The following is a 16,572-nucleotide window of genomic DNA, read 5'->3' on the forward strand; positions in this document are numbered from 1 at the left end:
AGCCCCACTTGAAACGCCTGATCTTCGACCTGGACCACACGCTGTGCGTGGCGGAGCAGAAGGACTACCCCAATGCCCGCCCGCGCGAGGACATGATCGAGCGGCTGCGCAGCTACCGCGAGCAGGGCTTCGCGATCTCGATCTACACCAGCCGCAACGTCAACAGCTTCGGCGGCAATGTCGGCCGCATCAACGCCCACACGCTGCCGATCATCATCGACTGGCTGGCCCGCCACGACGTGCCCTACGACGAGATCCACGTCGGCAAGCCATGGTGCGGCGAGGAGGGCTTCTACGTCGACGATCGCGCGATCCGGCCCTCGGAGTTCCTCAAGTACAGCCGCGAGGAAATCGACCGGCTGCTGGAGCACGAGAAGTGATCGTCGTCACCTCGGCGGCCTACGTCGACTCCGAGCTGCAGTCGGAGTTCGGCCGCCTGCCGCCGGCCTTCCTGCCGGTGGCCAACCATCGGCTGTTCGTGCACCAGGCCGAGCTGCTGGCGCGGCATTTCCCGGGCGAGCCCATCTATCTCTCGCTGCCCGAGAGCCATGCCGTCTCGCACCGCGACGTGCAGGCGCTCGAGGCCCATGCGATCCAGGTGCTGCGCGTGCCCGACGGGCTCACGCTGGCCGACTCGCTGCTGTTCTCGATCAACACCGTGGGCCGCTACGACGACGGCATGCGGCTGCTGCTGGGCGACACGCTGATCAACGACCTTCCGACCGGCTGGGACTGCCTGAGCGTGGCCGAGTCGGCCGACGACTACGACTGGCAGGTGGACCACGGCTCGGAGACCGCGGTGCGCGTGTGGTGCGGCTACTTCGCGTTCCAGTCGGTCAGCCGGCTCGCCAAATGCCTGGTGGCAGCGCGCGGCTCGTTCGAGCGCGCGGTCTCGGCCTACGACGAGGCCTGCTACCTGCAGCGCGTGCAGACCGCGCAGTGGTCGGACTTCGGCCACGTCAACACCTTCTACCGTTCGCGCGCGCGCATCACCACGCAGCGCGCCTTCAACGACCTCGCCATCGGCGACCGGCGCGTGCGCAAGACCGGCAGCCAGCCGCGCAAGCTCGAGGCCGAGGCACGCTGGTTCGAGGCGCTGCCGCCGCGGCTGCGCGTATACGTCCCGCAACTGCTCGACCGCGGCGCGGTCGAGGACGGGGACGGCGGCTATGGCTACGAACTCGAGTACCTGTGCATGGCGCCGCTCAACGAGCTCTACGTGCACGGCCGCAACTCCACTGCCTTCTGGTCGCGCGTGTTCAGGCACCTGGCCGACTGGCTCGCGGCCTGCCAGACGGCGGTGCCGCTGGGCGAGCGCGAGCGCCAGGCGGTGGCGCAGGACAGCCGCGGCATGCTGGGCGACAAGACGCGCGCGCGGCTCGATGCCTATGCCACCGCGAGCGGGATGAGCCTGTCGGCGCCCACGCGGCTCAACGGGCGCGCGCTGCCCTCGCTGGCCGAGATCCTCGAGCGCTGCCTCGAGGCCGCGGCGCGCGTGCCGCTGGTGCCGGGCGTGATGCACGGCGACCTGTGCTTCAGCAACATCCTGTTCGACACCCGCTCGGACTGCATCAAGCTGATCGACCCGCGCGGCCTCAATTTCCGCGACGAGCCGCGGCTCGTCGGCGACCTGCGCTACGACCTCGCCAAGCTCGCGCATTCGGTATTGGGGCTGTACGACTACATCGTGGCCGATGCCTTCGAGATCGACGACGGGACGGGGCTGGATTTCCGCCTGCGCATCCATGCCGACGAGGACGTGGCCGCGATCCAGAAGCTGTTCGCGGCGCTGCCGCTGCTCAACGGCATGACCGCGCGCCACGTGGCGCCGATCACGGTGCTGTTGTTCCTGTCGATGCTGCCGCTGCACCAGGACGCGCCGCGCCGCCAGCGCGCGATGCTGGCCAATGCTTTGCGCCTGTACGAACAGATGGAGCACTGAGCGATGTTCGTGATACCGATGATGGGCAGGAGCCGCCGCTTCACCGAGGCCGGCTATGCATTGCCCAAGTACCGGCTGCCGCTGCACGGGCGCACGGTGTTCTTCCATGTGGTGAAGTCCTTCGAGCGCTACTTCCAGGACGACCTGTTCCTGTTCGTGGTGCGGCGCGACCACGACGTGGTCGAGTTCCTGGTGCGCGAGCTCAAGGCGCTGGGCGTCAAGTCCTTCCACATCGTCGAGCTCGACGGCGACACGCTGGGGCAGGCCGACTCGGTGCACCGCGGGCTGCAGGCGCTGCGCAGCGAGGAGGCGCTCTACGTCTTCAACATCGACACCATCCGGCCCGGCTTCCGCAAGTCGGCGCTGGCCGACGGCGCCGCGGGCTACCTCGAGGTGTTCGAGGGCGAGGGCGAGCACTGGTCCTTCGTCGAGCCCGGGCCCGATCGCTCGGTGCTGCGCACCACCGAGAAGGAGCGCATCTCCAGCCTGTGCAGCGACGGTCTCTACCACTTCGCCGACGCGCGGGTCTTCGACGAGGCCTTCGAGCACCAGCAGCGCCACCAGCTGCTGACGCGCGGCGAGTACTACATCGCGCCTTGCTACAACGCGCTGATCGAGCGTGGCGCGCGCGTGGCCTACGAGCTGGTCGGGCCCGAGCAGATCGTCTTCTGCGGCACGCCGCAGGAGTACGAAGCGGCGGTCGCCCGGCCCTGGGAATGACGCCGGGACGAGGGACAATGCGCGCAGCCATCGCATCGCCAGCCGATGGAAGCCATGTGAGGAATCTTCGATGAGTCTGGGTGAACTGCTCGCGTGCGCGAAGCCCGCGGTGGCCGCGACGTGGGCCGAGTGCATGGAGGCCGCGGCGCCGGAAGGCGCGGGCGTGCTGTTCCTGTCGGCCTGCAACGCCAAGGAGCGCGCGCACGTGGTGACGGTGCGCGGCAGGAACTTCGACGAGGTGTGGCGCCGCGGCGCGCAACTGCTGCAGACCTGGCTGCGCAAGCAGAGCACGGCGCCGATCTGGCTGCGCGCGGACGTGGTCCACACGGTGCAGGCGATGCACTGGAAGGGGCTGCAGCAGGCCTTGCTGGCCACCAAGCGCAACTACTTCCGCAGCGGCATCGCCTTCGACGCCGACCTGTCGGTGGCCATGCTCGAGCAGGACATCGGTGCCCATGCCGTGCTCTACGACGGCAAGTTCGACGAGGCCACGCCCAACGCGGCGAACCTCCGGCTGTTCGGCCAGCACCGCTACGGGCGCGAACTGAGCTGGCCCACCGACCCGCAGCAGCCGGTGTGGGTGTTCGACACGCGCGCCGTGTTCACCGACGGCAAGGAGGCGCACCGCATCGAGCACGAGGGCGTGGGCCGCGGCTACCGCCGGCTGCCGGCCTGGGACGCGGCGCGCGTGCGCCAGATCGTCGAGACCAGCACCGCCTACCTCGCGCGCCAGGTCAAGAGCTCGGGCGCCTATCACTACGGCTGGTTTCCCTGCTTCGACCGCGCCATTCCCACCTACAACGCGCTGCGCCATGCGAGCTCGACCTATGCGCTGATCGAGGGCTGGGAGCTGACGCGCAAGCCCGAGCACAAGGCGGCGATCGACCGCGCGCTGGGCCACCTGACCGGCGAGCTGATCCGGCCCGCCACCTTGCCCGATGGGGCGCAGGCCGCGTTCCTGGTCGACATCGAGGACGAGATCAAGCTCGGCGGCAATGCCGTGTGCCTGCTCGCGATGGTCAAGTACACCGAGCTCACGGGCGACCGGAAGTACCTGCCGCTGATGGAGCAGCTCGCGCTCGGCATCCTGCACATGCAGGACCCGACCAGCGGCCGCTTCGTGCACGTGCTTCACCATCCGGACCTGCGCGTGAAGGAGGAGAACCGGATCATCTACTACGACGGCGAGGCCGCCTTCGGACTGATGCGCCTCTACGGCCTGACGCGCGACGAGCGCTGGCTGCGCGCGGTCGAGAAGGCCTTCGCGCACTTCATCGAGGCGCGCCACTGGGAGGCGCACGACCACTGGCTCAGCTACTGCGTCAACGAGCTCACGCTGTACCGGCCGGAAGAGCGCTACTTCCGCTTCGGCCTGGACAACGTGCGCGACCACCTCGAGTTCGTGCTCAACCGTATCACCACCTTCCCGACCCTGCTCGAGCTGATGATGGCGGCGCAGAAGATGGTGACGCGGCTGCAGGCCGACCCCGCGCATGCGCACCTGCTCGAGGGCTTCGACATCGAGAAGTTCTACCGCGCGCTCGAGCAGCGCGCGCGCTACCTGCTGAGCGGGCACTTCTGGCCCGAGCTCGCGATGTTCTTCCGCAATCCGCAGCGCATCGTGGGCAGCTTCTTCATCCGCCACCACAGCTTCCGCGTGCGCATCGACGACGTGGAGCACTACCTCTCGGGGTACGTGGCGTACTGGAAATACCTGGAGGCGGGAGGGCGGCCGGCGCAGCCGGCGGCGGTGGAGGCCGCGCTGCCGCAGCCGTAGCTCAGTGCAGCTCGGCCGCCGCGTGGATGGTCTCGCGCACGCGCGGATAGATCTGCGCGTTCCACTTGCTGCCGCTGAACACGCCGTAGTGCCCCACGCCGGCCTGCAGGTGGTGGGCCTTGAGGTAGGGCCGAACGCCGGTGCAGAGGTCCTGCGCGGCCACGGTCTGGCCGACGGCGCAGATGTCGTCGCGCTCGCCCTCGACCGTGAGCAGCGCGGTGCGGCGGATCGCGGCCGGGTTCACGGTGCGCTCGCCCACGGTGAGGTGGCCGCGCGGCAGGTCGTAGGTCTGGAACACGCGCTCCACGGTCTCGAGGTAGAACTCCGCGGGCAGGTCGTTGACCGCGAGGTACTCGTCGTAGAAGTTGCCGATGGTGTGCGCCTTCTCGAGCTCGCCCTCGACCAGGTGGCGGTACATGTCCTCGAACTGCTTCTTGTGGCGCTCGGGGTTCATGCTCATGAAGGCCGCGAGCTGCAGGAAGCCCGGGTACACGCGCCGCATCGCGCCCGCGTGCGGCCAGGGCACGTGGCTGATGAGGTTGCGGCGGAACCAGTCGATGGGCCGGTCGGTGGCGAGGCGGTTCACCGCGGTCGGGTTGATGCGGCAGTCGACCGGCCCGGCCATCAGCGTGAGGCTGCGCGGGGTGGCGGGGTTGTCGTCCTCGGCCATGAGCGCGGTGGCGGCCAGCGCGGCCACGCAGGGCTGGCACACCGCGACCATGTGGACGCCGGGGCCGACGGCCTCGAGGAAGGCCATGAGCTGCAGCGTGTAGTCGTCGAGGCCGAAGCGGCCTTGCCACAGCGGCACGTCGCGCGCGTTGTGCCAGTCGGTCAGGTAGACGTCGTGGTCGCGCAGCAGGGTGCGCACGGTTTCGCGCAACAAGGTGGCGAAATGGCCCGACAACGGTGCAACCAGCAGCACGGGCGGGTGCGTGGGATGGTCGCCGTCCTTCCTGAAATGCAGCAGGGTGCCGAAGGGCGCGCTCAGCGCCACCTCCTCGTGCACCGCGACCTCGTCGCCGTCGACCGGCACGCTGGCGATGCCGTAGGGCGGCCGGCTGTGGGTGAGCCGCATGCGCGAGAACACCTCGCACTGCGCCGCCAGCCGCCGCTGCATGGTGCGCTCGCTGCCGTCCTGCCAGAGCGCGCGCGCCATGTACTGGGAGGCGAGCCGCAGCGGGGAGAGCAGGTCGGCCTGGTTCTGGTAGACGCGGTAGAGCATGGTTGTGGTGCGTTGCAGTGCCAGAGGCAAGTTGCGGGCCAAGGCCGGGCGCACCGGGATGGAACGGGTGGCACAGGGCTTGCACGTCGCAGCCCACCGGCGGCGCTTGCCGGCACCAAGGAGCACACCCGATGGCCAAACCCGTTCTCACCATCAGCAGCAAGAACTACGGCGCCTGGTCGCTGCGCGGCTGGCTGATGTGCAGGCTGGCGGGCCTGGACTTCAGCGAGAAGATCATCCCGCCCGACGACCCGGCCATGAAGGCCGAGATGCTGCTGCTGTCGTCATCGATGCTGGTGCCCTCGCTGCAGCATGGCTCGGTCAAGGTGTGGGACACGCTGGCGATCGGCGAGTACCTCAACGAGATCAAGCCCAAGGCCGGCCTGCTGCCCGCCGACGTGGCGGCCCGGGCCCACTGCCGCGCGATCTGCGGCGAGATGCATTCGGGCTTCGCGGCCATGCGCGGCGCGCTGCCGATGAACATCAAGGCCCGTTTCAAGAACTTCAAGGTGTGGTCGCGCGCGCAGGCCGACATCGACCGCATCGTGGCGATCTGGCGCGAATGCCTCAAGGCCTACGGCGGCCCCTACCTGTTCGGCGAGCAGCCGGGCATTGCCGACGCGATGTACGCGCCCGTGGTCACGCGCTTCCTGAGCTACGACGTGGCGCTCGACAGCGCCTGCACGGCCTACTGCAAGCGCGTGATGGAACTGCCCGCGATGAAGGAATGGGTGGCGGCGGCGAAGCAGGAGCCCGACGAGATCGACGAGCTCGACGCGGAGTTCTGATTCAGCCCGGGGGCGGCGTCGGCTCGAAGCCGGCCTGCCGCAGCTTGCGCTCGATGCCCTGCGCGGCCGCCTGCAGGTCGGCCAGGTGCTGCGCCACCATATCGCGCTCGCTGCGCACCGCGGGCAGCCAGGCGCAACTGATGCAGCCGACCACGCGCTCGTCGAGCCGTACCGGCACCGAGATGGCGCCGAAGCGATCGGGCGAATCCATGCTGGTGGCGGTGGGGTCGCGCGACACGTAGCCCTGGGCGCGCGCGTTCGCCACCATGCGGCGCACGTTCTCGGGCCGCCGCGCGTCGCGGTCGACCTGGTGCGGCGAACGCGCGAGCGCCGCGAGGAGCTGGCGCCGTTCGTCCTCGGGGCAGAAGGCGAGGTAGCAGCGCCCGAGCGATGACATCAGCATCGGCGGGCGAAAGCCCAGCACCCGGTAGTTCACGGCCAGCCCGTTGATCGGGCGGTGGGCGTCGAGGATCAGCATCGCGCTGCCGTCGCGCACGCCGAGGTCGGTGGGCCAGGGCACCTTGCGCTGCAGCGTCGCGCGCGGTTGCGCCGCCAGCGCCGACAGCCGCGCGCGCCACTCGACGAGCGGGCCCGGGGCACCGGCGGCCGAGGTCGGCACGTAGCGCTTCTCGAGCTCGTTGCGCTCCACCCAGCCGGCCTGCTGCAGCGTCTTGAGGATGCGCAGCAGCGTGGCCTTCGACAGCCCGGTCTGGCGGCTGAGTTCCGACAGCGTGGCGGCCGAGGAGCGCTGGATCGCGAGCATCACCTCGAGCCCGCGGCGCAGCGCGTCGATGGATTTCACGCCCTGCGCGCCCTGGGTGTCCGACATGCCGCGGCCTCCGAAGTGGTTCACTCAGTGAAACTATATCTTCTGGCCCCGCGCCCGGCTTCCTACATTGCACTGGCCCCGATCCCGTGGCTCCACGCACAGGCAAGAAAGGAAAGCCCATGATGAATCCACTCCGGCGCCGGACGATGGCGGCCGCGACGCTGTTCTCGGCGCTGAGCGCGTTCGCCGCCACCGCCACCGCCGAGACCTGGCCCGCGCGGCCGATCACCATCGTCGTGGCCTACCCGGCCGGCGGCGACACCGACGCCATCGCGCGCACCTATGCCGAGAAGCTGTCGCAGCGCGTCGGTCAGCCGGTGCTGATCGACAACCGGCCCGGCGCGAGCGGCATGATCGGCAACGCCTGGGTGGCGAAGGCGCCGGCCGACGGCTACACGCTGCTGTTCACGCCCAGCACCTTCCCGATCGCGCAGCACGTGCTCAAGGCCGGGCCCGGCGTGGCGCACGACGTGGTCAGGGACTTCACGCCGATCGTGAAGACCGGCGACATCCCGCTGCTGCTGGTGACGGCGCCCGCGACCGGCCTGCAGAGCGCGACCCAGCTCGTGGCCGCCGCGAAGGCCGGGCGCGCGCTGACCTACGGCACGCCGGGCGCGGGCTCGCCGATGCACATCGCGGGCGAGCTGTTCAACCGCGACGCCGGCATCGCGCTCGTGCATGCGCCGTATCGCGGCGTGGCGCCGGTGGTCAACGACGCCCTGGGCGGCCATGTGAGCGTGGGCTGGATCACGCCCGGTGCCGTGGCCAGCCACATCGCGGCCGGCAAGCTGCTGCCGCTCGCGGTGGCGCAGCGCCAGCGCGCGGCGCTGCTGCCCACGGTGCCCACGCTGTACGAGCTCGGCTGGCGCGACGTGGACCTGAACGCCTGGATGGGCCTGCTCGGGCCGCGGGCGCTGCCCGAGGCGATCGTGCAGGCGCTCAACGCGCACTTCAACGAGATCCTCCGCATGCCCGAGGTGCAGGCGCGCATGGCCACGCTGGGCATCGAACCGGTGGGCGGCGCGCCCGCCGTGCTGGCGCGGCAGATCGCGCAGGACGACCAGCGCTTCGGCCGACTCGTGCGCGAGTTCGGCATCCGTGCGGATTGATCAGGAACCAGGAGACGACGATGTTGAGCGAAGAAAAGAACCGCCTGCTGACCGAAGTGGGCCCCGGCACGCCGATGGGCGACTACCTGCGCCGCTACTGGCACCCGGTCGCCGGTGCGAGCGAGTTCGATGCGCAGGCGGTCAAGCCGCTGCGCATCCTCGGCGAGGACCTGGTGCTCTACAAGGACCTCGGCGGCCGCTACGGGCTGGTCGACCGGCGCTGCCCGCACCGCAATGCCGACATGGCCTACGGCTACGTCGAGCAGTGCGGGCTGCGCTGCAGCTACCACGGCTGGCAGTACGACGCGGGCGGGCAGTGCGTGCACCAGCCCTTCGAGGAAACGCTGGACCCCGGCGCGCGCATGCGCCGCAGCACGCGGATCAAGGCCTACCCGGTGCAGGAGAAGGCGGGCCTGCTGTGGGCCTACATGGGGCCGCAGCCCGCGCCGCTGCTGCCCGACTGGGAGCTGTTCAATTGCGCCAACGGCTTCGCGCAGGCGGTGTTCGCCGAGATCCCGTGCAACTGGTTCCAGTGCCAGGAGAACTCCATCGACCCGGTGCACTTCGAGTGGACGCACAACAACTGGACCACGCGGCTGCAGGGCGAGGAAGGCCCATACGTGCCCACGCACCTGAAGCTCGCGTTCGAGGAGTTCGAGCACGGCTTCGTCTACCGGCGGCTGCGCGGCGGCGAGCGCGAGGACAACCCGATGTGGACCGCGGGGCGCGTTACGCTGTGGCCCAACGGCTTCTTCCTCGGCCATCACTTCGAATGGCGCGTGCCGATCGACGACCACCACACGCTGAGCGTGCTGTGGGTGTTGAGCCGCGTGCCGACCGAGCAGGAGCCCTATGTGCAGGAACGCATTCCGTCGTGGTACGGGCCCACCCGCGATCCGGCCACGGGCCGCTGGATCACCAGCCACGTCGCCAACCAGGATTTCGCCGTATGGGTGGGGCAGGGCGCCGTCACCGACCGCACGCGCGAGAAGCTCGGCCAGAGCGACAAGGGCATCGTGATGATGCGGCGCCGCTTCTTCGAGGAACTGGAGGCGATGCAGGCCGACCCGGCGCACGAGCCCAAGGGGCTGATCCGCGATCCGCAGAAGAACCGCGACGTGTTCCTGCCCTCGGCCTGTCGCGAGGAGATGGCCAAGGGCCTGCCGCGCCGGGAGCTCGCGGCGCATCCCTTGCTCGGCCCCTACCTCAAGGATTTCTTCGGCCAGGCCGGGCAGCCCGAGGCGGTGCGCGCGGCCTACGAGCAGGCGATCGGGCAGAAGGTGGAGGGCGCGCGCTTCTTCAAGGTGCACGGCGCGGCCGCCGACGGCGCGGCGGAGGACGCGCCGTCCCGGTCAGTGCCGGAACATCCTTAGGTCGAGCGCGCTCTCGTTGCCCAGCCACATCGCGTGATCGGTGTGGTCGGCGAGGTCGTTGCCGGTCACGCCGTGCACGAACACGTCGAGGCCGTCGCGGTGGCTGTCGAGCCAGCCGATGACCGCGTCGAACTCGGCTGCGTCGAAGGCGAGCTGGCAGCTCCAGTGCGGATGCGGGCCGACCGGGCGCTCGTGCACCCGGCCCACCACCACCATCAGCTCGCGGCCCGCCTGCTCGCACAGCGCGCGGGCCTGGGCCACGGTGGCAGGGCCGAAATAGACGTGGGCGTGGTACTGCGGGTAGAGGTTCTCGGGGCGGCGCGGCATGGTGAGGCGATTGTGGCGCCGGCGCGGATCACCTGTCGCAGGGAAGGTCGTCGGGCAGGCGGAAGCTGCCGCTGTAGCGGAACACGTCGCCGAACCAGCGGTGGCGCAGCAGCATCCGCATGCTGAAGGCGTCGGGGTCGCGCGGGTCGGGCCGTTCCTCGACATAGGCCGTGCCCATCAGCAGGCCCAGCGGCAGCGGGATGCGCAGGCCGGCCACGCGCCAGACGTAGCCGCGGTCGCGGAACACCAGCGCACCGTCCTCGGCGCTCACCGCGAGGCGCATGCCGATGCCGAAGCGCACGTACTCGATCACCAGCGCGCCGTCGGCCGCGTCGTGCTCCATGTGCGAGCGGAAGTGGAAGGGCGCGCGGCCCGCGAAACGGAAGATGCGGTCCCAGTAGAGGTGCGGGTCGTCGGGCCGGCAGCGGTAGTGGACCTCGATCGGCACCTCGCGCCCGGTGTAGGGCACGAGGGCGCCGAACAGCCGGCCGAAGGGCATCAGCAGCGCGGCCCAGGGTGCATGGTGGACCTCGTGCATGGTGCCGCGCACGCAGACGTGGTCGTTCGAATGCGGCGCCATCGTGTAGTGGCGGCGGATCGCGTCGCCCAGCCGGTCCCAGGCGGGGCCGAGCGCTTGCTGGAAGACCGGGCGGGTGTTCTCGTTCATGGACGGATCATGGCGCCTGCCGTGGCGGTGCCTTCGCTGCGGGCCTTGTAGAAGCGCAGGATGTTCTCGGACGCGTCGTCCAGCAGCAGGTGCATGACGCGGTCGGCATACCAGTTGAAGCTGGTGCTCAGCCGCCACGAGACCTCGACGCGCAGCTCGGTGCCGCCGTCGCGCGGGGTCAGCGTGTAGGTGGCGTCGCGCAGGTCGAAGTACTGGCCGCCGATCATCACGTGGTCGTCGAGCGCGCCGGCGGGAAAGGAGTCGGGCGAGAAACGGAAGCGCCATTGCAGCCGGCGGTTGGGTTGCCAGTCGGTGATGACCTCCTCGAAGTGCACGTTCTTCTGCCACTGCACCTGGCGCACGCGGCCCTCGGGCGTGTCGACCGTGACGCCCGACACCGGCATCGGCACGCCGACCTGGTAGGCCCAGGCGCCGTCGACCTCGGCGGGGCGGATGTCGCGCGCGGCGTTGAGCTCGTGCCACACGCGCTCGGCCGGCGCGGCGATGAAGAGCGTGCGCGAGGTGTTCGAGAACCGGTCGGGGTTGGGCAGGTTCGGCTCGATGGCGCCGAGCACCAACGGCAGCAGCGCGAAGCCGTAGAGCGTCTGCTTCGGCCAGTGGGTGACGCGGCACACGATGCCCATGGCCAGCCCGCCGATGCTGCCCATCACCGCGAACAGCGGCACGATGAAGGCGGCGCAGATCAGGCCCTCGATGAACACCGCCAGCGTGCCGCCGACGAACAGCGCGGTCGCGACCCAGGGCGCCCAGAGGTAGTAGCCCCAGCTGCGCCGCTCGATGCGCTCGGCCATGTAGACCGTGACCGCGCCGCACAGCGCGGGCGTCAGGTAGACGAAGGAGCCCAGCATGGCCGAGTAGAGCTGGCCGGGGCCGCCGCTGAAGATCAGGCGCAGCACCAGCGCCATCGCGGCGCCGATCCCCATCGGCCAGAACCAGCCGAAGGGCATGCCCTGCACGGGCTTCCTCGCCGGCGGCTCGTCGCTCGCGGCCGGCTCGATGGGCGCCAGCTCGGCGAGCCGGCTGTCTTCGGGATCGGTGTGCATGGAAGTCCTCTTCTCCTCGGTGTGCTTGTTCGTGTGTTCAGTCGGCGCGCCGCGTGGCGCTGACCATGCAGTAGTCGAAGTCGCGCCAGAACAGGCCCAGCGCGAGCGCGCAATAGCTGGCGACGATGTGCTTGCGGCGCCAGGGGCTCAGGCGTCCGCGCGCCTTCCAGAGCTCGGCCAGCGTGAAGCGGGTGGCGAGCGCGGGGATGTGCAGCGCGCTCGGCGCGACGCGCCAGCGCAGCGAGCGCACCTCGATGTCCTCGAAGCCGTGTTCGCGCAGCGCGGCCACGAAGTCCGCGCGCACGGCCAGCGTCGGCACGGCCCAGCTGTCGGCCCACAGGCGGTGCAGCCAGCGCGCGAGGCGGCCGGGCTCGCGGCGCAGCAGGAAGCCGTCGACCACCACCAGCCGCGCGCCGGGCTTGAGCAGGCGCGCGGCCTCGCGCACGAAGTCGGCCTTGGCGGTGCCCTCGGCATAGCAGGCGCTCTCGAGCGCCCAGGCGCCGTCGGCCTGCGCGGCCGGCAGGCCGGTGCGCGTGTAGTCGGCCTCGAGGTGCGCCATGCGGTCGGCCACACCGGCCTGGGCGTCGAGGCGCGCGGCGATGCGGTTCTGCACCGGCACGTTGGTGACGGTCACGGCATAGAGGCGGCGGTCGTCGCCGACCAGCGTGCGCGCGGTGGCGCCTGCGCCGCAGCCCAGGTCGAGCACGCAGTGGCGGCCGTCGTCCGTGGGGCGCTCGCCGAGCCGCAACGCGCGGCCGACCTCGCGGTTCATCTCGACCAGCATGCCTTCGCGGCGCAGCGGATTCAGGCCCGCGCGCCAGTAGCCGAAGTGCATGTTGTAGCTGGGGCTCCAGGCGCCGTAGTCGGTGGCGACCTCGGTGAAGTAGTCCTGCGTTTCGGCACGGCTGACCGGGGCCGAGGCATCGGCGGTGTGCGGCAGGCGGAAATCGGGCTGGAAGACGCTGGGCATGCGGTGAACTCCTCGTGGGGAAGGCGGTGCGGATGTCAGAGCCGGCACTGGCCGTCGGCGCAGGTGCGCGAGGCCTTCGCGACCGGACCGGCGAGCAGGGTCACGAACCAGCCGGGCAGGCGCTGGCGGTTGCGCGCCAGCGCGGCATAGGCGCGATCGGCCAGCGGCGCGACCAGCGGCAGGTCGAGCAGGGCGCCGCCGTTGGGCAGGCCGACCGCCTCGCGGCAGGCGCGGATGGCGGGCACGCCGACCTGTACGCGGCCGGCGGCATCGACCACGTGGATCGCGGTCATCAGGGCCCCGCGCGGCGCCGGGCCGGCCTCGAAATCCGGCGGCGAGCAGTCGACCAGAACGAGCCGCGCGGCCGCGTCGCGCGCCTTCATCGCGCCCATTTCGGCGCTGCACAGGCGGCAGGTGGCGTCGTAGTAGACGGTCAGCGGGTAGGCGATGGCGGTGGAGCGGGACATGGTGTTCTTTATTCTCGATATTTCTGTCAAAACAGAAATGAATGGGCAAAAAAAGAGCCGGCCTCAGATCATCGGCAGGCTCGCATGGTGGGCGTCGGGATCATCCTTGCCGGCGGCGGGCGCGGGCGCATCGCCGCGAACGAACTTCTGCACGCTCGCGCCCAGCGTCAGCACCTTGTCGAGCGTGCCGGGCGACAGCCGCAGCATCTCGTCGGCCCAGGTCGCGAGCTTGGCCATCAGGTCCATGGTGGAGCGGATGCGGTCCTGCGCATCGGCCGATTCCTTCTGGAAGTCGGGGCTCGCGACGATCTCGCGCAGCACGCGGATGGTGGGGTCGAACTCGCGTTCCTTGCGCTCGCGCACCACGGTGCGGAACAGCTCCCAGACGTCGACGCTGGTCTCGAAGTAGTCGCGCCGGTCGCCCAGCATGTGGGTGACGCGCACCAGGTTCCAGGCCTGCAGTTCCTTCAGGCTGTTGCTCACGTTGGAGCGCGCCACGCCCAGGGTGTCGGACAGCTCCTCGGCATGGATCGGCTTGCCGTGCACGAACAGCAGCGCGTGGATCTGCGAGACGGTGCGGTTGACGCCCCACATGGAGCCCATCTCGCCCCAGTGGAGGACGAACTTGCGTTGGATGTCGGTGAGTTCCATGCGCTGGAGTCTAGGACTTCCGAAATTTCTGTCAAGAAAGAAATAGAAAAATCGACGTGACCCGTCGGAATGGTGAAATACTGTATGTTTAAACAGTGAACCGACCCGCGAAGGAGTTGCGCCATGCCACCCGCCGCCTACATCCCCATCCAGGCCATCAAGGGCCGCGGCGCTGCCACGCGGCTCGCGCACCGCTTCTCGAAGGACGAGCGCGATGCCTTCGACGACGGCTGGGGCACGCTCGAGGAAAACGCCGCCGAGGCCGACGAGCTCGAGCCGCTGGCCACCGAGGTGCGCTTCGAGGACGTGAAGTCGGCCATGAACGAGAACGACTCGCCCGACATCTACTTCGACCGCTCGATCAACCCCTACCGTGGCTGCGAGCACGGCTGCATCTACTGCTTCGCGCGGCCCACGCACAGCTACCTCAACCTCTCGCCGGGGCTGGACTTCGAGACCAAGCTGATCGCCAAGCGCAACCTGGTCGAGGTGCTGCGCCGCGAGCTGGGCCGCAAGAGCTACCGGCCCAGCCACATCGCGATCGGCACGGCCACCGACTGCTACCAGCCGATCGAGCGCGAGCTGCGCATCACGCGCTCGCTGATCGAGCTGCTGTCGGAGGTCAACCACCCCTTCGGGCTGGTGACCAAGTCCAGCGCGATCGAACGCGACCTCGACCTGATCGCGCCGGCCGCCGCGCGCGGCCTGGCGGCGGTGTACGTGACCGTGACCACGCTCGACGGCGAACTCGCGCGCAAGCTCGAGCCGCGCGCCGCGGCGCCGCACCGGCGGCTGCGCACCATCCGCACGCTGGCCGAGGCCGGCGTGCCGGTGGGCGTGAGCGTGGCGCCGCAGATTCCGTTCGTGACGGAAGACATGGAGCAGGTGCTCGAGGCGGCCTGGGAGGCGGGCGCGCGCAGCGCCTTCTACACGATGATCCGGCTGCCCTGGGAGGTGGCGCCGCTGTTCAAGCAGTGGCTGGCGCTGCACTACCCGCAGCGCGCGGACCGCATCATGGCGCGCATCCACGACGTGCGCGGCGGCAAGGACTACGACGCCGACTTCGCCACGCGCATGAAGGGCACGGGCCTGTGGGCCGACCTGCTGCGCCAGCGCTTCGAGAAGGCGACCGCGCGCATCGGCTTCAACCGCGAGCGCATCGCGCTCGACCTCAGCGCTTTTCGGCCACCTGGCGCGCCGGGGCAGGGCAGCCTGTTCTAGATGCGAGCGCGGCGTCCGCGTTGCCGTCGCCGCACCAGTCGCCGCCCAGCGCCTTCACGAGGAACACCGAGGTCAGCAGGCGCTGCCCCTGCAGCTGCGCGGCCTGGCGCTCCACCGTCAGCAGCGACTGCTGCGCGGTGATCACGTCGAGGTAGGTCGAGGCACCACCCTCGTAGCGGCTGTTGGCCATGTCGAGCACGCGCCGCGCGGCCGCCACGGCCGACTGCGCCTGGGCGGTGGCGCGCTCGAGCGCCGCGAGGCCGTCGATGCCGTCCTGCACCTCCTGCATCGCGGTCAGCACGACGCGGCGGTAGTTGCCCACGGTGGCGTCGTAGCCGGCCTTCGCGAAGTCCACGCCCGCGCGCACGCGGCCGCCGTCGAACAGCACCTGCGTGGCCGACACGCCGACCGACCACAACAGGCTGGGCGCATCGAACAGCGACTCGATCAGCCGGCTGTCGACGCCGACCGTGGGCGCGATCAGGATGCTCGGATAGAAGGCCGCGGTCGCCACGCCGATCTGCGCATTGGCCGCGGCCATCGCGCGCTCGGCCGAGGCCACGTCGGGCCGGCGCTCGAGCACGTCCGAGGGCACGCCCAGCGGCACCGCGGGCGGGCGGATCTCGCGCAGGTCGGTCGCCAGCGCGAACGAAGGCGCAGGCGTGCCGGTCAGGGTGGCGAGCGCATGCTCGTACTGCGCGCGCTGCTTCCTCAGCACGTCGACCTGCGTCAACGTGGTCTCGAGCAGCGCCTGCTGCTGCGCCACGTCGAGGCCCGAGACGGCGCCCAGGTCGTGCCGCGCCGTCACCAGCTCGAGCGCGCGCCGCTGCAGCGCGATCGAGCGCGTCAGCACGTCGAGCTCGATGTCGGTGGAGCGCAGGTTGAAATAGCTGCTCGCCACGTCGGCCGACAGCAGCAGCCGCGTGTTGGCGAGGTCGGCCGCCGACTGTTCGGCCGAGGCGCTCGCGCCTTCCACGCTGCGCTGCACGCGGCCCGCGAGGTCGAGCTCGTAGCTGGCATTGAGCGAGAGCGCGAAGTCGTTCTGCACCGTCGAGGCATTGGCGGTGTTGTAGTTGGTCAGCGGCCGGTTGGCCGAGATCTTGAGCCGCGAGGCACGCGTGCCCAGGCCGAGCTGCGGATACTGCGCGGCCGAGCTCGAGGCCAGCGTGGCGCGCGCCTGCGCGAGCCGCGCACCGGCGATGGCGAGCGTGGGGCTGCCGGCCACGGCGCGGTCCTGCAGCGCGTCGAGCTGCGCGTCGCCGTAGCGCTTCCACCACGGGCCCTTGTCGGCGATGTCGTTGGGCGTGCCTTCGCGCCACGGCGCCTCGAGCTTCCAGCTCACGGGCAGCGGTGTCTCGGGCGCCTTGTAGTCGGGGCCGACCGCGCAGCCCGCGGCCAGCATCATGGCGGCGAGCGCGATCGCCGCGAAGGCGGGACGGCGCATG

Annotated in this window: 17 protein-coding genes; 8 read left to right on the forward strand and 9 right to left on the reverse strand. The window is 70.3% G+C overall.

Annotation, left to right across the window (positions count from 1 at the left end):
* Positions 1-8 precede the first annotated feature (8 nt).
* The 4 genes from AC07RV_RS12960 to AC07RV_RS12975 all read left to right on the forward strand — a co-directional run bounded on the left by AC07RV_RS12960 (position 9) and on the right by AC07RV_RS12975 (position 4,439).
* Positions 9-380, forward strand: a complete 372-nt coding sequence (locus tag AC07RV_RS12960) for an HAD family hydrolase (protein WP_093343206.1) — start codon at positions 9-11, stop codon at positions 378-380.
* Positions 377-1,942 (forward strand): phosphotransferase, encoded by a 1,566-nt coding sequence (locus AC07RV_RS12965; RefSeq protein ID WP_296778418.1) that lies wholly within the window; start codon positions 377-379, stop codon positions 1,940-1,942. Before AC07RV_RS12960 ends, AC07RV_RS12965 begins: the two co-directional genes overlap by 4 nt.
* Before the next feature lie 3 nt (positions 1,943-1,945).
* On the forward strand, positions 1,946-2,662 hold the full coding sequence (locus tag AC07RV_RS12970; RefSeq protein ID WP_296778415.1) for a glycosyltransferase family 2 protein: 717 nt from the start codon (positions 1,946-1,948) through the stop codon (positions 2,660-2,662).
* Positions 2,663-2,732: 70 nt separating this feature from the next.
* Entirely contained in the window at positions 2,733-4,439 is a 1,707-nt protein-coding gene (locus tag AC07RV_RS12975) for a Mur ligase (RefSeq protein ID WP_296778412.1), read from the forward strand.
* A gap of 1 nt (position 4,440) precedes the next feature.
* Here the strand turns inward: AC07RV_RS12975 and AC07RV_RS12980 are convergent, their stop codons facing one another.
* Complete coding sequence (locus AC07RV_RS12980) at positions 4,441-5,661, reverse strand: polyhydroxyalkanoate depolymerase (protein WP_296778410.1); 1,221 nt, start codon at positions 5,659-5,661, stop codon at positions 4,441-4,443.
* Positions 5,662-5,792: 131 nt separating this feature from the next.
* Here AC07RV_RS12980 and AC07RV_RS12985 point away from each other — a divergent pair, with 131 nt between their 5' ends.
* Positions 5,793-6,449 (forward strand): glutathione S-transferase, encoded by a 657-nt coding sequence (locus tag AC07RV_RS12985; protein WP_057592442.1) that lies wholly within the window; start codon positions 5,793-5,795, stop codon positions 6,447-6,449.
* A gap of 1 nt (position 6,450) precedes the next feature.
* Here the strand turns inward: AC07RV_RS12985 and AC07RV_RS12990 are convergent, their stop codons facing one another.
* Entirely contained in the window at positions 6,451-7,278 is an 828-nt protein-coding gene (locus AC07RV_RS12990) for a helix-turn-helix domain-containing protein (RefSeq protein WP_296778407.1), read from the reverse strand.
* A 122-nt stretch (positions 7,279-7,400) separates the two neighbouring features.
* Between AC07RV_RS12990 and AC07RV_RS12995 the strand changes: the two genes are divergently transcribed.
* Both AC07RV_RS12995 and AC07RV_RS13000 read left to right on the forward strand, forming a co-directional pair.
* Positions 7,401-8,387 (forward strand): tripartite tricarboxylate transporter substrate-binding protein, encoded by a 987-nt coding sequence (locus AC07RV_RS12995; RefSeq protein WP_296778717.1) that lies wholly within the window; start codon positions 7,401-7,403, stop codon positions 8,385-8,387.
* Positions 8,388-8,407: 20 nt separating this feature from the next.
* Complete coding sequence (locus AC07RV_RS13000) at positions 8,408-9,760, forward strand: Rieske 2Fe-2S domain-containing protein (protein WP_296778405.1); 1,353 nt, start codon at positions 8,408-8,410, stop codon at positions 9,758-9,760.
* Here AC07RV_RS13000 and AC07RV_RS13005 read toward each other — a convergent pair.
* The 6 genes from AC07RV_RS13005 to AC07RV_RS13030 all read right to left on the reverse strand — a co-directional run bounded on the left by AC07RV_RS13005 (position 9,740) and on the right by AC07RV_RS13030 (position 13,906).
* Positions 9,740-10,087 carry a DOPA 4,5-dioxygenase family protein gene (locus AC07RV_RS13005; RefSeq protein ID WP_093343195.1) on the reverse strand — a complete coding sequence of 116 codons (348 nt, stop codon included), beginning with the start codon at positions 10,085-10,087 and terminating at the stop codon, positions 9,740-9,742. The genes AC07RV_RS13000 and AC07RV_RS13005 overlap by 21 nt on opposite strands.
* A gap of 28 nt (positions 10,088-10,115) precedes the next feature.
* Positions 10,116-10,754, reverse strand: coding sequence for a DUF4166 domain-containing protein (locus tag AC07RV_RS13010; protein WP_296778400.1), 639 nt, complete (start codon positions 10,752-10,754; stop codon positions 10,116-10,118).
* Positions 10,751-11,818: an SRPBCC family protein gene (locus AC07RV_RS13015; protein ID WP_296778398.1), complete on the reverse strand. Its 1,068-nt coding sequence runs from the start codon at positions 11,816-11,818 to the stop codon at positions 10,751-10,753. The genes AC07RV_RS13010 and AC07RV_RS13015 overlap by 4 nt, the downstream gene beginning before the upstream one ends.
* Before the next feature lie 37 nt (positions 11,819-11,855).
* Positions 11,856-12,788 carry an SAM-dependent methyltransferase gene (locus AC07RV_RS13020; RefSeq protein ID WP_296778395.1) on the reverse strand — a complete coding sequence of 311 codons (933 nt, stop codon included), beginning with the start codon at positions 12,786-12,788 and terminating at the stop codon, positions 11,856-11,858.
* A 35-nt stretch (positions 12,789-12,823) separates the two neighbouring features.
* The gene (locus AC07RV_RS13025; RefSeq protein WP_296778393.1) at positions 12,824-13,255 is read right to left on the reverse strand and encodes a thiol-disulfide oxidoreductase DCC family protein; all 432 of its coding nucleotides are present in this window, start codon (positions 13,253-13,255) and stop codon (positions 12,824-12,826) included.
* 63 nt (positions 13,256-13,318) lie between these two features.
* Positions 13,319-13,906 (reverse strand): GbsR/MarR family transcriptional regulator, encoded by a 588-nt coding sequence (locus AC07RV_RS13030; protein ID WP_296778390.1) that lies wholly within the window; start codon positions 13,904-13,906, stop codon positions 13,319-13,321.
* 123 nt (positions 13,907-14,029) lie between these two features.
* Here AC07RV_RS13030 and AC07RV_RS13035 point away from each other — a divergent pair, with 123 nt between their 5' ends.
* The gene (locus tag AC07RV_RS13035; protein ID WP_093343187.1) at positions 14,030-15,127 is read left to right on the forward strand and encodes a PA0069 family radical SAM protein; all 1,098 of its coding nucleotides are present in this window, start codon (positions 14,030-14,032) and stop codon (positions 15,125-15,127) included.
* Here the strand turns inward: AC07RV_RS13035 and AC07RV_RS13040 are convergent.
* Positions 15,078-16,571, reverse strand: a complete 1,494-nt coding sequence (locus AC07RV_RS13040; RefSeq protein ID WP_296778386.1) for an efflux transporter outer membrane subunit — start codon at positions 16,569-16,571, stop codon at positions 15,078-15,080. The genes AC07RV_RS13035 and AC07RV_RS13040 overlap by 50 nt on opposite strands.
* Between the last annotated feature and the right edge of the window lies 1 nt (position 16,572).

The sequence above is a fragment of the Variovorax sp. GW821-FHT09B01 genome (assembly GCF_059418345.1).

Excerpts from the sequence above, each read along its gene's own strand:
- AC07RV_RS12970 (WP_296778415.1), top strand. The coding sequence starts at position 1,946 with ATGTTCGTGATACCGATGATGGGCAGGAGCCGCCGCTTCACCGAGGCC.
- AC07RV_RS12975 (WP_296778412.1), top strand. The coding sequence starts at position 2,733 with ATGAGTCTGGGTGAACTGCTCGCGTGCGCGAAGCCCGCGGTGGCCGCG.
- AC07RV_RS12980 (WP_296778410.1), bottom strand. The coding sequence starts at position 5,661 with ATGCTCTACCGCGTCTACCAGAACCAGGCCGACCTGCTCTCCCCGCTG.
- AC07RV_RS12985 (WP_057592442.1), top strand. The coding sequence starts at position 5,793 with ATGGCCAAACCCGTTCTCACCATCAGCAGCAAGAACTACGGCGCCTGG.
- AC07RV_RS12990 (WP_296778407.1), bottom strand. The coding sequence starts at position 7,278 with ATGTCGGACACCCAGGGCGCGCAGGGCGTGAAATCCATCGACGCGCTG.
- AC07RV_RS12995 (WP_296778717.1), top strand. The coding sequence starts at position 7,401 with ATGAATCCACTCCGGCGCCGGACGATGGCGGCCGCGACGCTGTTCTCG.
- AC07RV_RS13000 (WP_296778405.1), top strand. The coding sequence starts at position 8,408 with ATGTTGAGCGAAGAAAAGAACCGCCTGCTGACCGAAGTGGGCCCCGGC.
- AC07RV_RS13005 (WP_093343195.1), bottom strand. The coding sequence starts at position 10,087 with ATGCCGCGCCGCCCCGAGAACCTCTACCCGCAGTACCACGCCCACGTC.
- AC07RV_RS13010 (WP_296778400.1), bottom strand. The coding sequence starts at position 10,754 with ATGAACGAGAACACCCGCCCGGTCTTCCAGCAAGCGCTCGGCCCCGCC.
- AC07RV_RS13015 (WP_296778398.1), bottom strand. The coding sequence starts at position 11,818 with ATGCACACCGATCCCGAAGACAGCCGGCTCGCCGAGCTGGCGCCCATC.
- AC07RV_RS13020 (WP_296778395.1), bottom strand. The coding sequence starts at position 12,788 with ATGCCCAGCGTCTTCCAGCCCGATTTCCGCCTGCCGCACACCGCCGAT.
- AC07RV_RS13025 (WP_296778393.1), bottom strand. The coding sequence starts at position 13,255 with ATGTCCCGCTCCACCGCCATCGCCTACCCGCTGACCGTCTACTACGAC.
- AC07RV_RS13030 (WP_296778390.1), bottom strand. The coding sequence starts at position 13,906 with ATGGAACTCACCGACATCCAACGCAAGTTCGTCCTCCACTGGGGCGAG.
- AC07RV_RS13035 (WP_093343187.1), top strand. The coding sequence starts at position 14,030 with ATGCCACCCGCCGCCTACATCCCCATCCAGGCCATCAAGGGCCGCGGC.
- AC07RV_RS13040 (WP_296778386.1), bottom strand. The coding sequence starts at position 16,571 with ATGCGCCGTCCCGCCTTCGCGGCGATCGCGCTCGCCGCCATGATGCTG.